This is a genomic window from Weizmannia acidilactici (genome assembly GCF_008974225.1).
Taxonomy (GTDB): domain Bacteria; phylum Bacillota; class Bacilli; order Bacillales; family Bacillaceae_C; genus Weizmannia; species Weizmannia acidilactici.
In genome coordinates this window covers 1-23701 of sequence record NZ_BKZR01000035.1, presented here as the reverse complement: position 1 = coordinate 23701, position 23701 = coordinate 1, and the positions used below count along the sequence as shown (strand labels likewise).

At 38.6% G+C, this 23701-nt stretch carries 21 protein-coding genes and 2 pseudogenes; 20 read left to right on the top strand and 3 right to left on the bottom strand.

From position 1 onward, the window contains the following. Nucleotides 1-140 precede the first annotated feature (140 nt). Complete coding sequence (locus tag GBH70_RS12470) at nt 141-1157, bottom strand: DnaD domain-containing protein (protein WP_172967505.1); 1017 nt, start codon at nt 1155-1157, stop codon at nt 141-143. A 480-nt stretch (nt 1158-1637) separates the two neighbouring features. Here GBH70_RS12470 and GBH70_RS12465 point away from each other — a divergent pair, with 480 nt between their 5' ends. After that, a complete protein-coding gene (locus tag GBH70_RS12465) occupies nt 1638-2375 on the top strand; it encodes an ABC transporter ATP-binding protein (protein WP_151681348.1) in 738 nt (245 codons plus the stop codon). Then, complete coding sequence (locus GBH70_RS12460; protein ID WP_151681347.1) at nt 2372-3130, top strand: ABC transporter permease; 759 nt, start codon at nt 2372-2374, stop codon at nt 3128-3130. The genes GBH70_RS12465 and GBH70_RS12460 overlap by 4 nt, the downstream gene beginning before the upstream one ends. A gap of 579 nt (nt 3131-3709) precedes the next feature. Here GBH70_RS12460 and GBH70_RS12450 read toward each other — a convergent pair. Next, nucleotides 3710-4201 carry a competence protein ComK gene (locus tag GBH70_RS12450; protein WP_253693864.1) on the bottom strand — a complete coding sequence of 164 codons (492 nt, stop codon included), beginning with the start codon at nt 4199-4201 and terminating at the stop codon, nt 3710-3712. Between the two features lie 445 nt (nt 4202-4646). Between GBH70_RS12450 and GBH70_RS12445 the strand changes: the two genes are divergently transcribed. Further along, nucleotides 4647-5132 (top strand): sigma-70 family RNA polymerase sigma factor, encoded by a 486-nt coding sequence (locus GBH70_RS12445; protein WP_151681346.1) that lies wholly within the window; start codon nt 4647-4649, stop codon nt 5130-5132. 1278 nt (nt 5133-6410) lie between these two features. Here the strand turns inward: GBH70_RS12445 and GBH70_RS12440 are convergent. Beyond that, nucleotides 6411-7223 (bottom strand): hypothetical protein, encoded by an 813-nt coding sequence (locus GBH70_RS12440; RefSeq protein WP_253693862.1) that lies wholly within the window; start codon nt 7221-7223, stop codon nt 6411-6413. Between the two features lie 258 nt (nt 7224-7481). On the opposite strand from GBH70_RS12440, the gene GBH70_RS12435 reads away from it, so the two are divergent. The 17 genes and pseudogenes from GBH70_RS12435 to rfbD all read left to right on the top strand — a co-directional run. Next, nucleotides 7482-8219: a YveK family protein gene (locus GBH70_RS12435; RefSeq protein ID WP_151681345.1), complete on the top strand. Its 738-nt coding sequence runs from the start codon at nt 7482-7484 to the stop codon at nt 8217-8219. Continuing rightward, entirely contained in the window at nt 8209-8904 is a 696-nt protein-coding gene (locus GBH70_RS12430) for a CpsD/CapB family tyrosine-protein kinase (protein WP_151681344.1), read from the top strand. The genes GBH70_RS12435 and GBH70_RS12430 overlap by 11 nt, the downstream gene beginning before the upstream one ends. 125 nt (nt 8905-9029) lie before the next feature. Next, entirely contained in the window at nt 9030-9794 is a 765-nt protein-coding gene (locus tag GBH70_RS12425) for a tyrosine-protein phosphatase (protein ID WP_151681343.1), read from the top strand. 305 nt (nt 9795-10099) lie between these two features. Next, nucleotides 10100-10996 (top strand): UTP--glucose-1-phosphate uridylyltransferase GalU, encoded by an 897-nt coding sequence (gene galU / locus GBH70_RS12420; protein WP_151681342.1) that lies wholly within the window; start codon nt 10100-10102, stop codon nt 10994-10996. Between the two features lie 12 nt (nt 10997-11008). Continuing rightward, nucleotides 11009-11692, top strand: a complete 684-nt coding sequence (locus GBH70_RS12415) for a sugar transferase (protein ID WP_151681341.1) — start codon at nt 11009-11011, stop codon at nt 11690-11692. Between the two features lie 32 nt (nt 11693-11724). Next, a complete protein-coding gene (locus GBH70_RS12410) occupies nt 11725-12510 on the top strand; it encodes a glycosyltransferase family 2 protein (RefSeq protein ID WP_151681340.1) in 786 nt (261 codons plus the stop codon). Nucleotides 12511-12533: 23 nt separating this feature from the next. After that, nucleotides 12534-13439, top strand: a complete 906-nt coding sequence (locus GBH70_RS12405) for a glycosyltransferase (protein ID WP_151681339.1) — start codon at nt 12534-12536, stop codon at nt 13437-13439. A 29-nt stretch (nt 13440-13468) separates the two neighbouring features. Then, nucleotides 13469-14455, top strand: coding sequence for a stealth family protein (locus GBH70_RS12400; protein WP_216643886.1), 987 nt, complete (start codon nt 13469-13471; stop codon nt 14453-14455). A 27-nt stretch (nt 14456-14482) separates the two neighbouring features. Next, on the top strand, nt 14483-15487 hold the full coding sequence (locus tag GBH70_RS12395; RefSeq protein ID WP_151681337.1) for a glycosyltransferase: 1005 nt from the start codon (nt 14483-14485) through the stop codon (nt 15485-15487). Between the two features lie 31 nt (nt 15488-15518). Then, the gene (locus GBH70_RS12390; protein ID WP_151681336.1) at nt 15519-16574 is read left to right on the top strand and encodes a glycosyltransferase family 4 protein; all 1056 of its coding nucleotides are present in this window, start codon (nt 15519-15521) and stop codon (nt 16572-16574) included. Nucleotides 16575-16596: 22 nt separating this feature from the next. Continuing rightward, the gene (locus tag GBH70_RS12385; protein ID WP_151681335.1) at nt 16597-18042 is read left to right on the top strand and encodes a lipopolysaccharide biosynthesis protein; all 1446 of its coding nucleotides are present in this window, start codon (nt 16597-16599) and stop codon (nt 18040-18042) included. 197 nt (nt 18043-18239) lie between these two features. Next, nucleotides 18240-18903: pseudogene (locus tag GBH70_RS12380) on the top strand (transposase); the annotation flags it as partial. A gap of 24 nt (nt 18904-18927) precedes the next feature. Continuing rightward, the gene (locus tag GBH70_RS12375; protein WP_151681334.1) at nt 18928-20367 is read left to right on the top strand and encodes an O-antigen ligase family protein; all 1440 of its coding nucleotides are present in this window, start codon (nt 18928-18930) and stop codon (nt 20365-20367) included. A 291-nt stretch (nt 20368-20658) separates the two neighbouring features. Then, nucleotides 20659-20805 (top strand): annotated as a pseudogene (locus GBH70_RS17850) (IS1380 family transposase); the annotation flags it as partial. Nucleotides 20806-21454: 649 nt separating this feature from the next. Next, the gene (gene rfbA, locus GBH70_RS12370; protein WP_151681333.1) at nt 21455-22333 is read left to right on the top strand and encodes a glucose-1-phosphate thymidylyltransferase RfbA; all 879 of its coding nucleotides are present in this window, start codon (nt 21455-21457) and stop codon (nt 22331-22333) included. Nucleotides 22334-22352: 19 nt separating this feature from the next. Further along, nucleotides 22353-22916, top strand: a complete 564-nt coding sequence (rfbC, locus tag GBH70_RS12365; RefSeq protein ID WP_151681332.1) for a dTDP-4-dehydrorhamnose 3,5-epimerase — start codon at nt 22353-22355, stop codon at nt 22914-22916. Nucleotides 22917-22918: 2 nt separating this feature from the next. After that, nucleotides 22919-23701: dTDP-4-dehydrorhamnose reductase (gene rfbD, locus GBH70_RS12360; protein WP_151681331.1), on the top strand; the 783-nt coding region annotated here is incomplete at its 3' end.

The window sequence follows — 23701 nt, the reverse complement described above, 5'->3', positions numbered from 1 at the left end:
CTGCAAATTTTGCAATGAAACGCGAAGCATTGTTGCTTTTGCCCCTTAAGATCGGTGCTAAAGATCAATGTGCTTCAAATTTTGCCCGCAACAGACACTAAATCCGTGATAACCCTCGTGCATCAAGCCGATCCGCCCAATCACGCTTTCCGATACCACTCCCTCACTTTTTCAAGGCGCTTCCGCAGGGCTTCGATTTCCGCAGGGCTTTTTTCCTGCGGTGCAGCGCTGCGGGAAATACTGTTTTCGAATTCCGAAAACCAGTCAGGCAGCACTTCTTTCCTCCGTATTCCGGAATGTACGGGCCGCTGTTTTTTATATTTCAATGCCCGCGCCTGCTCCACTGTTTTCACCTTTTTCCCTGCCCAGTCCCTTAAGATCGTTTCGCAATATTTCCAGCTGGACACACCGCGTTCCACCGCTATTTTCATTGCTTCAATAACAAGCTCCACCGATAAATCATCACACCAACAATAAATCTTTGATGCTACATAAGATCCAGCTGTGCCAAACCCGTGTTGTTCAAAAAACGAGATCGCTTTCTTTGTATCTGCGAAAGAAGTAATCTTTGGAGTAATCTCTGTAGTAGTCTCTGAAGTAGTCTCTGGTATTGCACTTTCATCGTGAAAGTCTGAATCGTCATTTTGAAAGTATGTATTTTCATTTTGCCCATTCGAATTTTCAAATTGAAAGTCCAGACTTTCAATTTGAAAATCCGGGCCGTCATTCTCAAAAGACGGCAATTTGTAACCTTCCAAAAAATAACCCAGTTTTGCGAGATCGCGCTGAATCACCGAAACATTCACCCGGTATTGCAGCGTTTTGTCCCAGCGGTATTTCGGGTTGGTCCGTTTCGACAGCCAGTTGTGTTCACACAGCTTGTCCAAATACCGGCGCATGGTAGCTTCGGAGTTTGTCATCATGCATTCTTTCGCCAGTTCATCCGCTTTTTTGTAAATCCAGCCGTGGCGAAGCTCCAAACAGGATGGATCCATGTTCGCCATGCGCATGCGATTCTTTTCCTCCAGAAGAAATTTGTCGAAATCGGCAACCCTTTCCGACCAATAGAGCATTTGGTTCAACACAATCGCAAGCTTGTAATCCCCTGTTAAGGCAACAAGTTCTTCCTTGATCACGACGCGTCCAAGTTTCATCATTCCCATTTCCCCTTTTAAAAACGAGTGGGCTACTGCCCCACTCATTACATATTTTTTTCGGGGATGTCCGGACACCCGGGAACAGAGAAGATTCACCCTAAGACCAAAAAAGTTCTCCCGGGAACAGAGAAGATTCACCCTAAGACCAAAAAAGTTCTCCCGGGAACAGAGAAGATTCACCCTAAGACCAAAAAAGTTCTCCCGGGAACAGACAAAATTCCCGCCGAACCGCCAAATATTCTCGCCTGGGAACAGGATTCTCCCGAAAACAGAGAAGATTCACCCCAAGATCAAGCAAGTTCTTTCGGGAACAGACAAAATTCCCGCCGAATCGCCAAATATTCATATCCGGGGACAGGCGCCCATCTCCGGCCCCCCTGCTTTGCTTGTTCCACGCGAAACATTCCCATGGAAAAAATACACAATTCGGTGCATACTGATACTATGCAAACAAAATGACGATGCGGGGTTGAAGCAAAGATGAACCAGCCGGAAATCTCATTCCAGAACGTCAGCAAATCATTCGTCCATCACAACGAAACGGTCCGTGTTTTAAAAAACATCACCGGGGAAGTGCAAAAAGGGGAGATCCTTACGATCATCGGCCCGTCCGGATCAGGGAAAAGCACGCTGCTTTCCTTGTGCAATTTACTGATCACGCCGGATGAAGGCGAGGTGCGCGTCCAAGGGAAAGAGGTGCGCGAATGGAATGCACAGGAATTGAGGCGCCGCGTCGGCATTGCGTTCCAATCGCCGCCGATGCTTGCCGGGACCGCATTTGAAAATTTGTCGCTTCCTGCCAAACTGCGCGGCAAGGAGCTCGAAAACCCCGAACAATATATGGAATATGTTGGATTGCCAAAAAATCTGCTGACAAGGGAAGCGAAGGAGCTCTCCGGCGGGCAGCGGCAAAGATTGTCGCTAGCCCGCACGCTCGTCAACGAACCGGATGTTTTGCTGCTCGATGAAATTACATCCGCGCTCGATGCCAACGCCGCGCGCGGGGTTGAGGACCTGATTGTGCGCATCAACCGGGAGCGGCATACGACCATTTTGTGGGTCACCCACGATTTGGCGCAGGCGGAACGGGTCGGGGACCGCGTGTTTCTCATCATTGACGGGAAATTAATTGAATCCGGTCCGGCGCGCGAATTTTTTGCAGGCCCGCAAACCGAAGAGGCGAAACAATTTTTAGCGGCAAAGAGGGAAAGCCAATGAATCTCATAACCGTTTTGCTCAGTTTCAGTTTTGTCATGATCGCGCTGTTTTTATCGGCCGGATTTAAGCTCGGGCTCGGGCGTGACCTGCTCGTCACGAGCATCCGTGCGGCAATCCAGCTGCTCATTGTCGGCTATATTTTAAAAGCGGTGTTCGGGTTCGACCGGGTGTGGGTGATCCTGCTGATGCTCTTGATCATGATTGCGGTTGCCACAGGAAATGCCGCCAAAAGGGGGAAGGGGCTGCCGCATATTTTCTGGAACATCTTTTTGGCGATCACGATCTCCGAAGCCGTTACGCAAGCTTTTCTGCTCGGGCTAAAGATCGTGCCGGCCACGCCGCAGTACATCATTTCGATCAGCGGCATGATCATCGGAAACTCAATGGTGATTGCCAATCTATTTCTCAACCGGTTAAAAGGTGAAATCAATATGCGGAAAGACGAAGTGGCGCTTGTGTTGTCGCTCGGGGGCTCGCCCAAGCAGGCGATTTACCCGGTGCTGAAGCAGTCGATCCGCGCGAGCCTGATCCCGACGGTGGAAAGCCAGCGGACGATCGGGCTTGTCCAGCTGCCGGGCATGATGACCGGGCAAATCATTGCCGGCGCCGACCCGATCCAGGCCGTCCGCTTCCAACTCTTGATCATATTCATGATCTTGTCGGCTGCGTCACTGACAGCCATTATTCTCGGGTTTCTCATCTACCCACGGTTGTTTAATAAGGATCAGCAGCTTGACATTGCGGCCTGGAAGTGAAGAGTATGAGTATACCGGTTAATTGATTTAAAAATTCAAAAAATTACGTTTTAAAATCGCAGCTATTTCAGCCGCCCCCGTAAATGCCCACGTTCGAACCCGGGATGGTTCATCAATTCTCAACATCCGGCTGCCGCGGTAAGCCGGATCTCGACAAAAATCAGGATATTTCCGCGGAAATATCTACGCATGTAAAAGCCCAGAACCGGTAGTGCACCGGATTCCGGGCTTGGAATCTATCTGAAAGGCAGGGACATGGGCCATTAATGTCCGTTTTCGGGAGGTCCGGTCTTTTGCGCCGCCGAGCGTGTCCGTGCTTCGCTTTTCATTTTGTCAGGTTCTCCTTTTCCGCATCGCCTGTCATTTCGCCCCGGGCCTCTTTCGCTTCCCCTTTCAATTGATTGCCTTTTCCTTTCAGCTGTCCACCATGGAGTCTTTATCCCATTTGTTCACCATTCATATTCCCCGGCTGAGCGCCGGTGAACGCAAAATGAAATCTCCCACCATTTTGTGCGCAACTTCACATATACAATCAAAAAAAGCACGAAAAGGGATCCCCATCCCGTGCCGGAGGAATCGTTAAATGTTCTTTTTATTCTGTTTTGGTGGTATGTATGTTAGGCCGAAGTAATAATAATTCGCACAGTTTGTTGTGCGTTTGCACTGCTCAAGGAAAGTATACTCGGAGCAGTTCAGTTTCAGCCTCGTATGATTCGGGAACTCAACAAAAAGCCCGTCCGGTGTCTTTTCATAGAAAAGGACATTCGCAAGAAATATGAACTGGCAATCATAGGATTTTGCGGATTTTGTCGGCGTGGCGATAATGCCATGTTTTCCAATCATGACTGGCGTTTTGTTATAACCGAAAATCTTTCTCATGGCTTTTACGGACCCATCGTAATTGCACATCCTGTAGTGCATACAAGCCTCATTTAAAATATCAATCTTTCTTTTTTGGGAATAAAAGGTCCCTTTTTGATCATAAATGATGGTTTGGTAAATTTCGTTATAGGATGCAACCAGTGCATAAGTACCTTGATTGATAAGATAATGGTTTTTCTCAATGTACATGCATATGTTCCCCCTTGAATGATTGCCCCCAGGGGAGGAATGTATCTTACAACAAGGTGATATTCGTGGTGCAACAGACGTGTTTGGCCAAACACCTATACCAACTCCACCTCCATATTTAAAAAGGGGCATTTTCTAATGGATTTTTCATTTCTCCGATGCTTCCCCAAATAGGATACACCTATATTATAATCCAAATTTCCTATTTGAAAAGTATTAATTTACAATTTTGTTATTTTTTTTATTAAAGGTAATATTCTTCCATCCAAAATTCTACTAAAATCTCATATTTTCCCCTGTAAAATTTCAAATTTCCCCTGGGAAAATTTCAAAAATCCGGGCGGAAAGTTTCAAAAAAGGCCGTTCGAAAGCCCCGCGCATGCCTGGTATTGTATAGGCAACCCGGGAATTCAAGGAAAGCGCGCTTTCCAAAAGGGGAAGCGAAATGGAAAGTTTTGAAGAAGTATTGGAGCAATACCGGCCGATGATCTACCACATGATCCGCAGGCTCCGCATTTATAAAAATGTGGATGAGTTTGAGCAGATCGGCCTCATTGCCCTTTGGGAAGCTTATCAAAATATGCAGGAAGACAAAGGGTCATTTACGGGCTATGCGTATGCGACAATCCGCGGGAAAATGCTGACGGCGCTCGCGAAAGCCAGGAAAGAGGATGAGACGGTTGTTTACCCGAAGGAAGAATTTTGGAGCGTGGAGACGGACATGTCGCTGCGCCCGCCGCTTGAGCTCGAAACGCTGCTCAGCTATTGCGACGGCTTGACGGAAAACGAGAAAAAATGGGTTGTCGCCACCTTTTACCTGCAGCTGAAACCAGGCGAAATCGCCGTCATTGAAGGCAAATCGATCAGCGCCATCAAAAAATGGCGGAAAGGGGCGCTTGAGAAGATCAAAAAACAAATACAACAAAGTTGAGCAAAAAGGGGCTGTCCCAAAAGACCCGGGGCACCCCTTTTTTATGTAAGGTAAATGTGATCATTCGAGATTGTTGCGCAAAATTTACGCGACCCCTGCGGGAAAAGCGAGCCGGCGGGACCTTTGGAGTAAAATTTCCCCGAGAAAATGGTTCAGAGAAGCTGTGTCACTACCGTTGGGGTAAATCAACCCTCGTGAACGTTCTTTAGAAGGCCTGTAAGAACCATTGGGGTAAAAATAACTCTCGTGAACGGACTTTAGAAGCGGTGTAAGAACCATTGGGGTAAAATCAACCCACGTGAATGGTCTTTAGAAGCAGTGTAAGAACCGTTGGAGTGAAAGTTTTCCACGTGAACGGACTTTAGAAGCAGTGTAAGAACCATTGGAGTAAAAATTTCTTGCGTGAACGGTCTTTAGAAGTGGTGTAAGAACCATTGGAGTAAAAATTTCACTCGTGAATGGTCTTTAGAAGCAGTGTAAGAACCATTGGAGTAAAAATTTCTTGCGTGAACGGTCTTTAGAAGTGGTGTAAGAACCGTTGGGGTAAAAATAACTCTCGTGAACGGACTTTAGAAGCAGTGTAAGAACCGTTTGGGTAAAAATTTTCCACGTGAATGTTCTTTAGAAGTGGTGTAAGAACCGTTGGAGTGAAAGTTTTCCACGTGAACGGTCTTTAGAAGTGGTGTAAGAACCGTTTGGGTAAAAATTTTCCACGTGAATGTTCTTTAGAAGTGGTGTAAGAACCGTTGGAGTGAAAGTTTTCCACGTGAACGTTCTTTAGAAGTGGTGTAAGAACCGTTGGGGTAAAAATAACTCTCGTGAACGGACTTTAGAAGCAGTGTAAGAACCGTTGGAGTAAAAATTTCACTCGTGAATGGTCTTTAGAAGCGGTGTAAGAACCGTTGGAGTGAAAGTTTTCCACGTGAACGTTCCTTAGAAGTGGTGTAAGAACCATTGGAGTAAAAATTTCACTCGTGAATGGTCTTTAGAAGCGGTGTAAGAACCATTGGGGTAAAAAGTTTCCACATGAACGGACTTTAGAAACCCCGCTACAACCGTTAGAGTAAAAACATCCCGAGGAAATGGTTCAGAGAAGTTATCTCACAACTGTTAGAGCAAAAATTTCCCCGTGGGAAAAGACTTGTTAGAGGAAAAATTCCCCAAAGAAATGATTCAGAGAAGCAACGTCAGGATCGTTAGAGGAAAAACGCCTAAAACGGTCCTGACAATGCTTGAAAAATTTCTGCTTAAAAGGGGCTTTGGGTATAGCCACTTTATTCAATCCGCAATAAAATAATCACGCAAATATTCGTACCAAACTTTCACGCCTTTTGCGCTCGGGGCGGTTTGTTCGCCGTTTTCGAACTTGACATACGCTTTAAACTTCCCGCTGTTTGGGTCCGGCCAGTTTTTCCAATGGTTCAGATAAGTATAACCTTCCATTTTTGTAAACATCTCGAGCTGGTCGACCTGGTCAGGATAGTTCGTCGCCTGGTACAGCGGGAACGACGGCTGGATCAGGAGCACCGCATCTTTCCACGCAGCTGCGGCAGTCTTAATATCATTCAGCTGATTTTCCATCGCAACAGCCCCGTTATTGTTCAAAATGAACGGCTCAAACAGCACAAGATCCGGTTGAAAATCCGCCACATCTTTGTACTTCCCTTCACGGATAAACTCGTCTGAATTCATGTCATAGGCGAAAAGGGAAACATGGACATGGCTGCCGTACGCTTTCCTTAACGCCTGCTTCAGTTGCGGCCCCCAGCCGTTTGAATCGATGCCCATTGCATCCGATCCGACAATCGCGATCTTGTAAGCACGTCCCTTGCTAATCGCGGCTTTAAAATCCGTGCGGGCCTGCTCGGCCAGTGTGCGGTGTATGCGGTGAAGTCCGTATTCGGCTTCTCCGACGTTTTCGCGGCTCCCATCTTCGCGGATGTTTCCGAAGTGTTTTTCGTTTCTTTTGCCTCCGCAGCCGAATCTTGAAACCGGCTGGGATCTGTCTTGTATCCCCAGTACATATTCCCCGCCACGAACACGACAACAGCGGCAAGGATCGACATTATTGTCGCCAAAATTTTCATGCACAAAACCTCCAGCAAATGAAACTTCATTGCAAATCTACAAAAATTATGACAAAAAACGCCATTTTGCACAACAAAAACCTGAGGAAGGAAATGCCAGAAAACGATTTGAATAGACACCGATTGATGCTTAAATACTTCTTGTAGCAAAAACATTAAAATTATTCCAGTTTACAGCAAATTTTAAAGAAAATTATGGTATAATGTACGGTAGTTTTCTATCAATTTCGCTATCATGCCGCATATTTTGAAGGAGGAAAACATGGAAGAAACAATCAGTCTAAAAGAACTCATGCAGGTTTTGCGCAAGCGGCTCTCGATGATCGCGCTGGTTACACTGGGTGCCATGATCGTAACGGCCGTTGTCACCTATTTTGTCATAACGCCTGTCTATGAATCTTCTACGCAGATCCTTGTTAATAAAGCAAGCGATGACCAATCGATGTATACAACAAATGCCGTACAGACAAATGTGCAGTTGGTCAACACATATAATGTCATTATCAAAAGCCCGGCCATTTTGGATAAAGTGATTGACGAACTGAACTTGAAAATGACAAGCGACGAGCTGAACAGCAAAATTACGGTTAGCAGCGAGCAAAATTCACAAGTATTCACCTTGACAGTCCGGGACACGAACCCGTATATGGCAGCAAAAATCGCCAATAAGATCGGGAATGTGTTTAAAAGCGAAATCAAAAAGATCATGAAAGTGGACAACGTCACGATCATTTCCAAAGCACAAGTAGCAGAAAAACCTGTACAGCCGAAACCGCTCCTGAACATTGCGATCGCGCTTGTTGTCGGCCTGATGATCGGTATCGGGATCGCCTTCCTGCTTGAATACTTGGATAACACCATTAAAGATGAACAAGACATTGAGCAGATTTTGGAACTGCCTGTCCTTGGGGTGATCGGGCAGATTGACGACCAGGAGTTAAACACCGCCACGCGTGCAGGAAAAAAAACAAAGGGAAAGGTTGAGACTGTTGGCGCCTAAGAAAACAAAGCTGTTGAACACAAGAAGGAAATTAATTGCAAAACTAAACCCGACATCGCCGATTTCCGAACAGTTCCGGACGATCCGGACAAACATCAGTTTTTCATCCGTCGACAATGATTTGCAGTTGTTGATGGTCACATCAAGCGGCCCGGGAGAAGGAAAATCGACAGTTATCGCGAATCTCGCTGTTGTCTTTGCACAGCAAGGGAAAAGGGTGCTTCTTGTCGATGCGGATTTGCGGCGCCCGACCGTTCATTACACATTCGGGATGACGAATACGTTTGGGCTCACAACCGTATTGACAAAGCAGGGTACACTGCGGGAGACAGTGTCAAAAACAGATGTCGAAAACCTGCATATCTTGCCGAGCGGCCCGATTCCGCCAAACCCGGCAGAACTCCTCAGCTCGCGGGCGATGAAGGAATTTTTAAAAGAAGCGAAAGAAGAATACCATGTCATTTTGCTGGACACACCGCCGGTTCTTGCGGTAACGGATGCGCAAGTGCTGACAAACCAATGCGACGGCACGATTCTTGTCGTATCGAGCGGAAAAGCGGAAGTGGATGCGGTGAAAAAAGCGAAAGAACTGCTTGAGGCAGCCAATGCCAATTTGCTCGGCGTTGTCCTGAACAACAAGAAAACGCAGCATACACATTATTATTACTATTATGGAAAAGAATGAAGGGTTTTGTCACAAAAATCTTTCTAGTAATGTTGAAAAATGGTAAAATTGGACTATAATTTTTTTTAGAGTATTGCCGACATTGAAATGAAATTCCATTTGAAAGAAAATTTGGAGGGGTTTCGATGATTGATATCCATTGCCACATCTTGCCGGGAATTGACGACGGCGCACAGACGATTTATGACAGCCTAGATATGGCGAAGCAGGCTGTATCGCAGGGGATTGATACGATCATCGCCACCCCCCACCATATGAATGGAAAATATGAAAACCGCAAAACGGACATTGTCTCAAAAGTTGACGAATTGAATGCGAGATTAAAAGAAGAACAAATCGATTTAACCATCCTGCCGGGGCAGGAAAACCGCATATACGGCGAAATTTTGGAGGATTTTGAAAAAGGGGAAATCCAAACATTAGCCGGTTCCTCATACCTCTTTATTGAATTCCCGTCCGGCCATGTCCCGCGCTATGCCGAAACGCTTTTATACGATATCCAGGTGAAGGGTCTGGTGCCGATCATTGTCCATCCGGAACGGAATGCCGAACTGATGCAGCATCCGGACCGCCTGTTCGAAATGGTGAATAACGGCGCAGCGACGCAAATTACGGCGGCAAGCCTGATTGGTGCGTTCGGGAAAAAGATTAAAAAATTCAGCGAGCAGCTGATTGAAGCAAACCTCACCCATTTCCTTGCTTCAGATTCCCACAATGTGACGACCCGATCGTTTAAAATGGAAGAAGCGGTTGACGAAGTGACAAAGAAATACGGCGCGGATATGCTTTATTTCTTCACGGAAAATGCCGAACTGCTTGTAAGCGGCCAAAACATCTACAGAGAAGTCCCGCAGCCGATTAAACAAAAGAAGCTTTTTGGTCTGTTTTAATCGGCTTTCTTTTCTGGACAAAATCCAAGTATTTTAGTGGGTTTATCGTTTTGCGATGCGCTTTTCGGACATGTCTCCCATCCGTTATCACGTGAGGCACTCGGTCATGCTGTGGGTGTTTTTAAGCACCTTAGACGCTTGTCGTCGGAAGTATGATGTGAGGGCGGGTTAGATGCCCGGTTTTAATTTGCACTATTTCTACACCTGAAAAGTATAGAATGTAAAATTTCGAAATTCAAGATATTTGTAATGGATAGGATACATACGAAATCTTAACAATTGATGAACATAAGGGGGTACTGACAATGAAAAAAGTAAGAAAAGCGATTATTCCTGCCGCTGGTTTAGGGACAAGGTTTTTGCCTGCAACAAAAGCCATGCCGAAAGAAATGCTGCCGATTGTAGATAAGCCAACGATCCAATACATAGTCGAAGAAGCCGTTGCATCCGGAATCGAAGACATCATCATCGTCACCGGTAAAGGGAAAAGGGCGATCGAAGACCATTTCGACAACGCTTGGGAACTCGAACAAAACCTTGCCGAAAAAGGAAAGTTCGACCTGCTAGAGAAAGTCCGCTATTCATCCAACTTAGCCAATATCCACTATATCCGCCAAAAAGAACCGCTTGGTCTGGGGCATGCCGTCTGGTGTGCGCGCAATTTTATCGGCGACGAACCATTTGCTGTCCTGCTTGGCGACGACATTGTCCAAAACGATCCACCATGCTTAAAACAACTCATCGATCAATATGAACAGACCCGATCTTCTGTTATCGGCGTCCAGGAAGTACCGGAAGAAGAAACCCACCGTTACGGGATTATTGCACCTGCATCAAAAGAAGGCCGCCGCTATCAAGTTGAAACATTTGTTGAAAAACCGAAACAGGGAACGGCACCATCCAACCTTGCGATTATTGGCCGCTATGTGCTGACGCCTGAAATTTTTATGTTCCTGGATAAACAGGAAAAAGGTGCAGGCGGGGAAATTCAGCTTACAGATGCAATCCAGCAGTTGAATCAAATCCAGCGTGTGTTTGCTTATCAGTTTGAAGGCAAGCGTTATGATGTTGGGGAAAAACTAGGGTTTATTCAATCTCAAATAGAAATGGCGTTGCAAGATGAAACGATCAGCCAAGATTTGTTAAATATTATGAAAGGAATAATCGAAAAAACAAGTGCAAGCGCCTTGGAAACAAAATAGGGGGAGTTTGTAATGGCTGAGTCCGGTTATGCTTCCAGTACGGTTGTAAAGTCCTCTTCTGCTAAAAGTAGTATTATATTAGAAGAGAAAAAAGTCTATACCATACTAAAACGTGGGATGGATGTAATTGGTGCCACTCTTGGTCTTATTTGTTTATCTTGGTTATTTTTAATTGTTGCTGTTCTTATTAAAATGGAAGATCCAAAAGGAACAGTTTTTTTCAAACAGATACGAGTTGGGAAGAATGGAAAAGAGTTTTACATGTATAAGTTTCGGTCAATGGTAACGGATGCTGAAGAACGATTAAAAGATCTATTAAAATATAATGAAATTGAAGGAGCTATGTTTAAGTTAAGAGACGATCCAAGAGTAACAAAAGTGGGCAAATTTATACGTAAAATGAGTATTGATGAATTGCCACAACTTTGGAATGTTTTAAAAGGGGATATGAGTTTAGTAGGTCCAAGGCCACCTTTGCCAAGGGAAGTAAAGCAGTACTCCACTTATGATAAACAACGTCTTCTGGTATTACCGGGATGCACTGGACTTTGGCAGGTTAGTGGAAGAAATAATCTAAGTTTTAAAGAAATGGTAGAGTTAGATTTAGAGTATATTAAAGTTAGGAGTTTATCTCTAGATATAAAAATAATTTTAAAAACGTTTATTATAATTGTAAAAAACAATGATGCATTTTAAAAAAATTAAATTGTAACACAACAGGAGAAAAAATGGAACTTTCAATAATTATTGTTAATTATAATTCAAATAATAAATTATATAAGTGTCTTAAGTCAATAGAAGAGTCAAATATCCAATTAAGCTATGAGGTTATTATAGTTGATAATTCTTCTAGTGATAAAAGCTTTATAATTTGCAAAGAAAAATATAAAAATAAAGAAAATTTTAATTTTATTTATTCAGAAATAAATTTAGGGTTTTCAAGAGCTAATAATTTAGCATATTTAAATTCTCATGGAAAATATATTCTTGTTTTGAATCCAGATTGTTATTTACAAAAAAATTCAATTGAGAATATGATACGGGAATTTGAAAGTAATCAGAATATAGGTATAGTATGTCCACAATTATTAAACATTGATGGTTCAGTCCAAGATAGTGTTAGGAAGTTTCCAAAAATAAAGTATCTGTTGCTAGGTAGATTTCCATTTATAAATAGACCGATAATAAAAAAGTATGAAAATGAATATTTAATGAGAAACGTTAATAAATCTAATAATATGATAGTGGATTGGGCAATAGGAGCATGTTTGCTTTTTAAAAGATCAATAATTAATAAAAATGGTTTTTTTGATGATAAATATTTTATGTATTTTGAAGATTGCGATATATGTTATCGATATAAAGAGAGAGGCTACAATTTGTTGTATGTAACATCTGCTAAATTAATACACGAGCACCAACAACAAAGCAGAAAAAAGTTGAGCAAAGCAACTTTCTATCATTTTATTAGTATGATAAAGTTTTATTTTTCCCACCCCATTTTATTTTTTTAATTTATTTTAAGAAAGGTCTAATCATGGAAGAATCTATATCAATGATTATATTAAACTATAATTCAAGTAGTAATACTATAAGATTGGCACAAGACACTCTAAAAATCTGTCCGTTGATAAATATAGTAATAGTCGATAATAATTCAAAAGATGAGGATATTAAAAAGTTAGAATTATTCGGATTAACTGACATAAAAATCCACTTAATAAAAAATAATAAGAACATGGGTTATGCAAAAGGAAATAATATTGGTATTAAGTATGCAATAGATAAGCTATGCTCTGAATATATAATTATTGCTAATCCAGATATAGAGTATAATTCTAAAACTATTATAATTAATTTAGTTAATGAATTATCGAGCTTAAATAAAGATTTTGCATGTCTTACTGGTATTATGCTGGATTGTAATAAAAAGGTAAATCTTGACAGAATCTGTTGGAAGTTACCTGGAAAAATTAGTGATTTTTTTGCTAACTTTAGATTATTAAACAAGTTTTTTAATCCTCTGCGGTATCATAATTTAAAAATGATAGCAGACAAAAACGTTATTACTGTCGATACTATTCCGGGGTGTTTTTTCATCATTAGAGCATCTGCATTCCAAGATATAAATTACTTTGACGAGGGAACGTTTCTTTATTGTGAAGAGAGAATTTTAGCTAAAAAATTGGCGAATAAAAATTATAAGACTGGAGTTTTACTTAGCGAAAGTTTTATTCATAATCATCCTAAGTCAAATGATTTTGCCAAAAACTTAAAATTGCAAAACTTGTTATTAAAATCAAGGAGATATTACAATCAAAATTATAATGATTCTTATAAAACAAATATCTTTGTTAAACTTATTTTAGAATTTTCTTTTTACGGTGGTCAAATTGAAAATTATTTAGTATATTTTTGTAAAAAAATAAAACATTATTTATGAAAAGGATATTTTTTACGGAGGAATTTCAATTGGAAATTGATTTTGTCATTACATGGGTTGATGGAAATGATGAGAGTTGGAATAAACTTAAGAATAAATATAGTCCAAAAAATAATACCGATGCGAGAGTTAATAGGTATAGAGATTTAAATATCTTACAGTATTGGTTCAGAGGAGTGGAACAGTTTGCACCATGGGTCAGAAAAATTCATTTTGTAACATGTGGTCATTTACCAAATTGGCTTAATCTAGAACACCCTAAATTGAATATTGTTAATCACTCAGATTATATTCCTCAGGAGTATTTACCAACATTTAGTTCACACCCAATTGAATTAAACATTCATAGAATAAAAAACTTATCTAATTACTTTGTTTATTTTAATGATGATACGTTTATAACTAAGCCGGTTAAAAAAAGCGATTTTTTTCATAAAAATCTTCCATGTGATATGGCGATATTGGATGCTATTGCACTTACAGAAAAAATTTCATATATTAATTCAAACAATATAAATATAATTAATAAATATTTTAACAAAAAAAAAGTAATTAAAAATAATTTTTTTAAATGGATAAATCTAAAGTATGGAAAACAGTTATATAGAACCCTAGTACTTTTTCCTTGGGATAATTTTACTGGGTTGTTCAGTCCACATTTACCGATAGCTTATAATAAAAAAACATTTGAGGAAGTGTGGAATAAAGAATATGAATTATTAAATCAAACATGCATGAACAAATTTAGAAGTACTTCGGATGTCAACCATTGGCTATTCAGATACTGGAGGTTAGTAAAGGGTGAATTTTATCCTTGCAGTCCCTTAATCGGAAAATATTATGAAGTTACTTCTATTTCGAGTTGTAATGATATTTTTAATAGCATCTTAAAGAAAAAATATAAATTATTATGTATTAATGATAGTATAGTAGAAAGTGACTTTGAAATAATTAAGAAAAACTTAGCTTTTTATTTTCAAAAAATCCTTCCTTCTAAATCATCATTTGAGGTTTAAAAAACAAATGAAATAGGAGAATATTATATGCGTATTATAGTCTTTGATGTTCCAGCAGATGGTGGTGGCCCTCTTACCATCTTAAAAAAATATTATAATGATGCTATTTTTGACAAGGCTAATGAATGGATTTTTATAATAAGTACTCCAAAATTGGAGGAAACAAATAATGTTAAAATTATCCGGTTTCCTTGGGTAAAAAAAAGTTGGATTCATCGCTTATTTTTTGATGCTTTTATTTCGCCAAGACTTATAGAAAAATATAATGCTGATGAAATTCTTTCGTTACAAAATATTACTGTAAAATCGCAGTTGCCACAAACTTTGTATATTCATCAGCCTTTACCTTTTATAGAAAAAAGATATAAAATTTGGGAGAACCCTTTATTTTGGTTTTATCAAAATCCTATTGGAAAAAAGATATATAAATCAGCAAGATTGGCTAATAAGATTATTGTTCAAACGGAATGGATGAAAAAGGCCACAGTAGAAAAGGCAAAGGTGGAAAGTACTAAAATAGATATAATTTCGCCAGAATTAAATTTAAAAATAAAACAAAAGTTCCAACCTAACAAGAAAAGTATGAATACATATTTTTATCCAGCAAGTGCAATGGTCTATAAAAATCATAAAGTTATAGTAGAGGCAGCTAGATTATTAAAAGAGCAAGGTATTACTGATATTGAGGTTATTTTTACATTGAATGGTAGTGAAAATAGAAATATAAAAAAATTATATAAACAAGTATTAAAATCGAACCTAGCAATTAAATTTATTGGTACCATACCTTATGAAAAGGTGTTAGAGTATTATAGTAAGTCAATATTACTATTTCCATCATATATTGAGACTTTTGGATTACCATTAATAGAGGCAAGGTTACATGGTGCTCCAATATTAGCATCAGATACTTCATTTTCTAGAGAGATACTAAACAAATATGATAAGGTAAATTACTTCAAATATGATAACGCCTATGAACTGGCAGCTTATATAAAGCACTTCTATATTTTATCTAAAGACTATAGATAAACTAGCTTTCTTTGTATATAGGAGAGATAAGATGAAAATCTGTTTTTGTTTACCTGAGCCAAGTAGGAAACCTGTCGGAGGTTATAAAATAGTATTTGAATATGCTAATAGATTAATAGAAAATGGTCATGAAGTAAGTATAGTATTTAATTGTGAAAATGCTTTGTCTAAGTATAATATACCTAAAGCTGTAAAAAAAATAATTTGTAAATATCTAATAAAAATACATCCTAAATGGTTCTCTCTTAGTAAAGAAGTTAAAAAAATTTATGCCGACGGCATTAACAATGATTCAGTACCGGATGGTGACGTGATAATTGCAACCGCAGTGCGAACAGCTCCCGAAGTTTTTAAATTAGCAAGAAAAAAAGGGGAGAAAATATATTTTATTCAAGATTTTGAAAATTGGAATTTAAGCAATGAGGATGTTTATGAAACTTATAGTTTAAATATGAAAAAAATAGTAATTTCCAAATGGCTAAAAAAAATTGTAGATGAAAAAAGCCCCCTACCAAGCATCTATATACCGAACGGTATTGATTTTGATAGTTTTGGAATCGACATACCATTGGATGAAAGAGAAAAACACTCTTTGAGTATGTTATATCATAAAAGTGAACATAAGGGTACTAAATACGGTTTGGAAGCTATTTATAAATTAAAAAAAATATATCCGGATCTTAAAGTAAGAATGTTTGGTGCACCAAAAAGGCCAAAAGATCTCCCCGGATGGATTGAATACACAAGTAATGCAAGTAAAGAAGAGTTGCGAATGATATATAATAGAACAGCTGTGTTTCTATGTACCAGTGTAATTGAAGGATTTGGACTAACGGGGGCGGAAGCAATGGCATGCGGTTGTGCTTTAGTATCCACTGCATACAATGGTGTTTTTGAATATGCGGAAAATGGTAAAAGTGCATTGATCTCGCCAATAAAAGATGCCGATTCACTAGTGAAAAATGTTAGTATTTTGTTTGAGGATGATAATCTTAGAAAACAGATGGGTTTTCACGCGCAAAAAGATATTAAAAAGTTATCATGGGAAAGGTCTATCCAATTATTTGAAAACGCAATAAAAGTATAACAATTATCTCGGAGGTTAATAATTGAATCAGAAAATAAAACAAATCTTATTCTTTATGATAGGTCCCTTTATTTCAAAATCATTTAGTTTTATATCTGTCCCTGTTTTTTCATATTTTCTTACTCTAAAGCAATACGGTAACTATACCTTATTTACAATGTTATTAATGTATTTATCTCCAATTATTACTCTTGGTACTGAACAATATTATTTAAGAGACTATGATATTAAAGACGGATATAAAAAACGAACTGCGATCTTCTATCTATTTACTTGCACGTTAATTATTTTAATGATTACTTTTATTATTTTACGTCTATTTTTGAATAAAAGTAAACTCTGGGGGATGCCATTTTATTTTATATATTTAGGTATTATAATATCTTTCTTTAATGCTATTCAAGATATTTATTCTCGTACTATTAGATTTCATGGAATGGGACAATTATATTCAAATATATTATTTATAAATCAATTAACAACGTTTATACTATCATTGGTACTGATAATTATTTATAAAAATGTTATATCACTAATTATTTCATCACTATTTTCTTCATTTTTGAATGTTATACTCTATATAGTCGCTTACAGAAAGTATGTCATGAAATTAGAAAAGAATATTTCACGACGCAATATTCAATATAAAAATATTTTAAAAAATGCACTTAATTTTAGTTTTCCATTATTACCGGGTGTATTTCTTTGGGTAGTTCAATCTACAATTGATCGATTTTTTATTTCAAAGTATCTAAGTATGGAGGATCTTGGTTTATTTAGCGTGGGTTTTAAATTTGCTACAATAATACCATTATTTGTGAATTCTTTTTTGATTTTTTGGGAGCCTAAACTTTACATATGCCATGATAAGTTTGGTGATTCTAAAATGCTCAACAAAACAGTAAGTAATTACAAGAATTTGTATGGACTTACAATTAGTTCAATTGTATTAGGAATGTTTGTTTTATTACCTCTAGGTGTTAAAGTGATGTCTAGTAGCTATCAAATGGCTCTATATATAATTCCATTGATGCTTTATTCGAATTTTATTCATGGATTTAATTATTTTTCTGGAATGGGTCCACAGATGAAAAAGAAAACATTTATATCTATTTTTCCTCTTATAGCTGCAGTGTTGGTGAATATTTTTCTAAATTTCTTTTTTATAAATAAATTTGGGATTCTTGCAGTTTTATTATCAACAAATATTTCATTTCTAGTTTTACTATTATTAAATTATTATATAACCAGGAAAATGATAAGTAATATTCCGAATATTGATTTTGATATAACACAGCTTATACTCCAAATTTTAGTGGCAACTATTTTTTATACTACTAGAAATTTTATGGTAACATGTACATTTATGATACTGATTTATTTAATGAATTTAATAAAAAATAGAAAAAACTTGTCTTCTTACTTAATTATCTTAAGAGATATTTTTGTAAAAAAGATTGTTAACTAAATTACCAAGTTTTTGATACTTTGATTTCTTCACTAGACAGTTTTTTATTTGCTTTTCTCACTTGCTATATATTTAAAAAAATTGTGCAATGGCATTAAGTTAAGTAAAATGGAAATATAAACCCAGATTACGAAAGTAAAATTGTAATTTAAAATAAAAAAAGGGCCCCATCCTTTGGCATAATTGAGTTTGACAAAACCCGTTTTGATAAAGGTTTTGGTGGAGAAAAGTTTTACAGTTACTGGGGAAACCACAAGATCGATTATGCCAGAAAATTAAAATGGACTTCAAGGTTGAAAAATTTGTTCAAAACAATGATTCTCCATGGGTCCGTTATGTTGATGAAGAGATGACTGTGATAGAGGGAAAAACCGTCCATTATCAAGCCACTTCCTGGGAGAAGCCAAGGAGAATTGCGGTTATCCGGAAAGCCGACAAATATGAGGAAGATCAACTTCAATTGTTTGATTTTTTTTGGGACTATGAAGCCATTGTGACAACCATGGACTGGGAACCGATGGATATATGGAGATTCTATAATCAAAAACCCTGCCTAGAAAACTAAATAAAAGAGTCTAAATATGGTTTTTCAATCGACAAGATTCCAACGGATTCCTTCGGGGCTAATCATATGGATCTCCTGATTAAATTACTGGCGTACAATTTATTCGAGATCTTTAAAAAAGAGCATTGTCCGCCAGTGTTTAAGTCCTATACCATCAGGAGATTCCGGAGAGATATCATTTATTCGCCCGGAGTTTTGACGCATCACAGCCGCAGCGTGTCACTTAACATTTGCGAGACTATGCCCATAAAAGGGCGTTTCAAGAGATGATCAAGAGTGTACGAATGATTGATTGACAAGCTGGAACTGGATACTGGAAATTGAAAGACCCGCAAAGATGGGGAGGGGGAAAGTATACCTTCAAACCGTCATTACCTTATGTGCATCATTCCATATTTTACATTTTGTTCCAAATTATCAGATTCTATCTACCAAATCTTTGGGATAAAAAGTGGGGATTTAAATTGTCAAAAATAACATCATTAATAACATCAATTTGGAAAAATTCAATATTAATTTTAGTTATATTAATGTTGATTAGTGGACTAGTACCACAATTGGAAATATTCCTATTTGGTGATATGGTAATTTCCACGATTATTATAAAATTTATATTAGTTATTATCTTACTTTGTAGTATTTTTTTTAGTAAAGCAGCAACGAAAATAATTGTTGCTAATAAATTAATATATATTTGGTATTTGTTTCTATTATATTTAGTTTTCGATCTTTTATTTTTGTTAAAGAATAACGAATTTAATCAGTTATTAATTGGCTATAATGCTTATTACTATTTAATATTAACTATTCCTCTTTTTTTGGCAGTACAAAATAGCATTAGTATTAGGCGAATTAGCATAATTTTAGTGCTATTATTTATCCCTTTATCAATACTTGGTATATGTCAATATTTGTTAAAAAATCCGATATTACCCGTTTCTTCTCCAAATGGAAAATTTATAGTTAAATCAATTGATTTTGTAAATAATGGTTCTATGAGGGCTTTTTCACTTTTTGATTCAGGCCTTGCATTTGGTAATTTTCTTTGTATATGCTTAAGTATTTTTTGGGCTTACGGTAGTACGTGGGAAAAAAAATTTATAACGATTCCCCTTTTTATATTATCATTTATTGCAATATACATGACACTTACTAGAAATGTGTATTTAATAACTATATTTTCAATTTTGACAGTTAGTTTACTCGAAAAAATTAATAGTAGAAATAAGAAATTCTATCAATCACTTCCTTTTTTTTATCTTTTTATTGGCTTTATAATAAATTCAATTTTAAGTTCAATAAAAATATATAGTGGAGCTACATTAGCTGATACAACATCATTGTTGCTGAGACAAGACTTATGGAGTCAAGCGTTTAAATTATGGATTACTGATGTACATTCTTTCTTTTTTGGGAGCGGGATCTTTCAAAACAATAATACGTTAGATAGTATAGTTGTAGATAATGGATTTTTGGCAGTAATTTTAAATATAGGACTTATAGGAGGATGTATATGGCTTTTAACAATATATTTTGCATGGAAGTTTATGCTAAATATATTGGTATTAAACTTTAATTATTTTAACCTTGGTTTATGCGGTTTTTTCTCAACGGTTTTCATTTCTAATTTTTTTAATATAAATTATAATGTTTATATAATTGTTTTAATTTTATATATATTGGGTAAGGGTGAAAATAGATATTCTATTAGAAATTATAGGACTGAGAGTGAGGTTCAGGAGTCTTTTAGTAAGCTCTAATTTACTTTATATAATTCCTGAATCCGTGACGAAATTTCCACTCGACGCCAAACAATCAGCGTGAAATCTAGTATAATATGGGCATAAATCCAATTTAACCAATTCCACATATAGGTGATCTTGTGAAAAAGTTTATTGATAGAATATACCAATGAACGGATTGTTGCCCAATCTGGACTAGCGATTGTAGGAAATCTGCTCAATCAAACAAATTTAGCTAAAAAGTTAAATGCCTATAAACTGCCGAATATTTCCCGGAATCCCGGCTGCCCCAACGGCGACGTAGCCAAATCTTATATTGGCCTGCTTTGCCAGGGGAAAAGCGATTTTGACAACATTGAAACTTTCCGTGAGGATGCTTTTTTCCAACTGGCTTTGGATATCCAAAGGGTTCCTTCCAGCCCAACCCTGAGGCAGCGTCTAGACCAGGCTGCCTTGACGAAAAAGTGGAAAGAGATCCTGCATGAAGAATCACTGAATCTCATCCGCCGGACAAATGCTGAAATCAGCCCTGTTTACGCCAAAGACAAGGCATACATATATCCCGGTTAACCTGGATGTCTCCCCATTTGACAATTCCAAGACGAAAAAGAAAGGCGTGGAAAGAAGCTATAAAGGCTGTGACGGTTACGCCCCCATGTTCGCTTACATCGGGCAGGAAAGCTTGAGAGAACAGGATGCCCCTATGAAAAAGAAAGCCACGAGGAGGAGAATTCGGAATGTTATCCAGAATATGATTTCCATGGCTTTGAAGCTGGTTCATCAAGGACGCCAATGGAAACTAAAAGTCAGCTTAACCAACAGATGGCGTCCAACCCTTGAGCGCCTTTATTATGCTTTTTTCTAATGCCGGCATGAAATTCGGAGTTGACAGAAAAACTTGCAAAAAATGGAAACGGCAAGTTTATTTGGCATACCATAAAACTGCTCAAATAGTGTACATTCATAACTTACCAATGAAGCAAAATACAATAGAACAAAAAATCAGTTATTTTTCGAAATTCAGCTTGGAAAACCTACCTACGAAAGCCATTCATTAGGTTTTCGTCACGGATTCAGGTAAACAATAAACGGGAGGAAGAAAATAGTGAAAGGTATTATTCTTGCAGGAGGAAGCGGTACACGTCTCTATCCATTAACAATGGTAACAAGCAAGCAGTTACTACCTGTATATGACAAACCGATGATTTACTATCCTCTCTCCACGCTTATGCTGGCAGGGATAAAAGATATTTTAATTATTTCTACAGAAGAAGATACACCAAGATTTAAAAGTTTACTGGGAGACGGTTCCCAATTTGGCATTTCGCTGCAGTATAAAGTCCAGCCGAGCCCGGACGGTTTAGCCCAGGCTTTTATTTTGGGCGCTGAATTTATTGGCGATGATTCCGTTGCGATGATTCTTGGCGACAATATTTTTTATGGCAGCGGTATGCGTAAAATTTTGCAGCGCGCATCTCAAAAACAGCGTGGTGCCACTGTATTCGGCTACCATGTTCCGGATCCTGAGCGTTTCGGTGTCGTCGAATTCGACAGTGACGGGAAAGTCCTGAGTGTCGAGGAAAAACCGACACATCCAAAATCCAACTATGCGATTACCGGGCTGTATTTTTATGATAATCGCGTCGTGGACATTGCGAAAGAAATTAAGCCGTCCGCCCGTGGCGAACTGGAAATTACCTCGATTAATGAAGCGTATTTAAAACTGGGAGAACTAGAGGTAGAATTATTGGGGCGAGGCTTTACCTGGCTGGATACCGGAACGCACCAGACGTTGGTTGATGCCACGAATTTTGTAAAAACAATTGAAGAGCACCAGGGCATCAAAATTTCTGCCCCTGAAGAAATTGCGTATATTAACGGCTGGATCGGTAAAGAACAACTGATCGAATGTGCGAATAAGTTAAGCAAAACAGGTTACGGCCAATACCTTTTAAAAGTCGCGAACGGAAAAATCAAATATTAATAGATTGTGGGGAAGATGCATGAAAATCAGTAAAACGAATTTGGAAGGCGTTTATGTGATTGAACCGGCCGTTTTTGGCGACCACCGCGGTTGGTTCATGGAAACGTATAATGAGAAAAACTTTGCGGAAACCGGAATCAACATTAAATTTGTGCAGGATAACCAGTCTTTTTCCGCCGTAAAAGGGACATTGCGCGGCCTGCATTACCAAATGAATCCAAAAGCCCAATTGAAACTCGTCCGTTGCACAAGAGGAACGATTTTTGATGTGGCGGTTGACATCAGGAAAGGAAGCCCTACATACGGTAAGTGGTACGGGATTGAACTGAGCGCTGAAAACAAAAAACAGCTCCTGATCCCAAAAGGTTTTGCACACGGCTTTATGACTTTGACAGATGATGTGGAAGTGCAGTACAAAGTGGATGAATTTTACGCACCGGAATGCGACCGGGGGATTCGCTGGAACGACCCAACGATTGCGGTCAAATGGCCAATCCGTGATGTTCAGCCGGTTTTATCGGCGAAAGATGAAAAAGCTCCACTTTTGGAAGAAGCCGAAAATAATTTTGTATATGGGGAGTAAGTATGAAAATTTTAGTAACAGGCTATACCGGCCAGCTCGGTTATGATGTCGTCAAGGAAGGGAAAAAGCGCGGCCTTGAGATGGTTGGCACCGGGCAGGCAGAACTCGATATAGTAAAAGAAAAAGATGTCCATCATTTTGTCGCTTCACTCAAGCCCGATGCCATCATCCATTGTGCGGCGTATACAGCCGTTGACAAAGCAGAGGATGAAAAAGAAGCCTGTCGGAACGTGAATGTGAACGGAACGAAATATTTGGCGGAAGCCGCAAAAGCAGCTGGTGCCAAATTCATGTTCATCAGTACGGACTATGTCTTTAAAGGCGAAGGTACGGAGCCTTTTGTGGAAACCGATCAGGCTGATCCGATCAATTATTACGGCTATACGAAATATGAGGCGGAAAAAATCGTCCGATCTTTATTAAACGATGCGTTCATTGTCCGCATTTCCTGGGTGTTTGGCATCAATGGTAAAAACTTTGTCAAGACCATGTTACGGCTTGCGGAAAACCATAAGGAAGTGAATGTGGTTGGGGATCAGATCGGCTCGCCGACGTATACATTTGATTTGGCACGATTGCTAATCGATATGATCCAAACCGAAAAATACGGTATTTACCATGCGACAAATGAAGGGTTCTGTAGCTGGGCGGAATTTGCGGAAGAGATTTTTAGGCAGTCCGGAAAACCAGTAAAAGTGAATTCCATCACAACAGAAGAGTACCCGACGAAGGCAGTCCGGCCGAAAAATTCCAGAATGTCGAAGCAGAAGCTGCGGGGCAGCGGC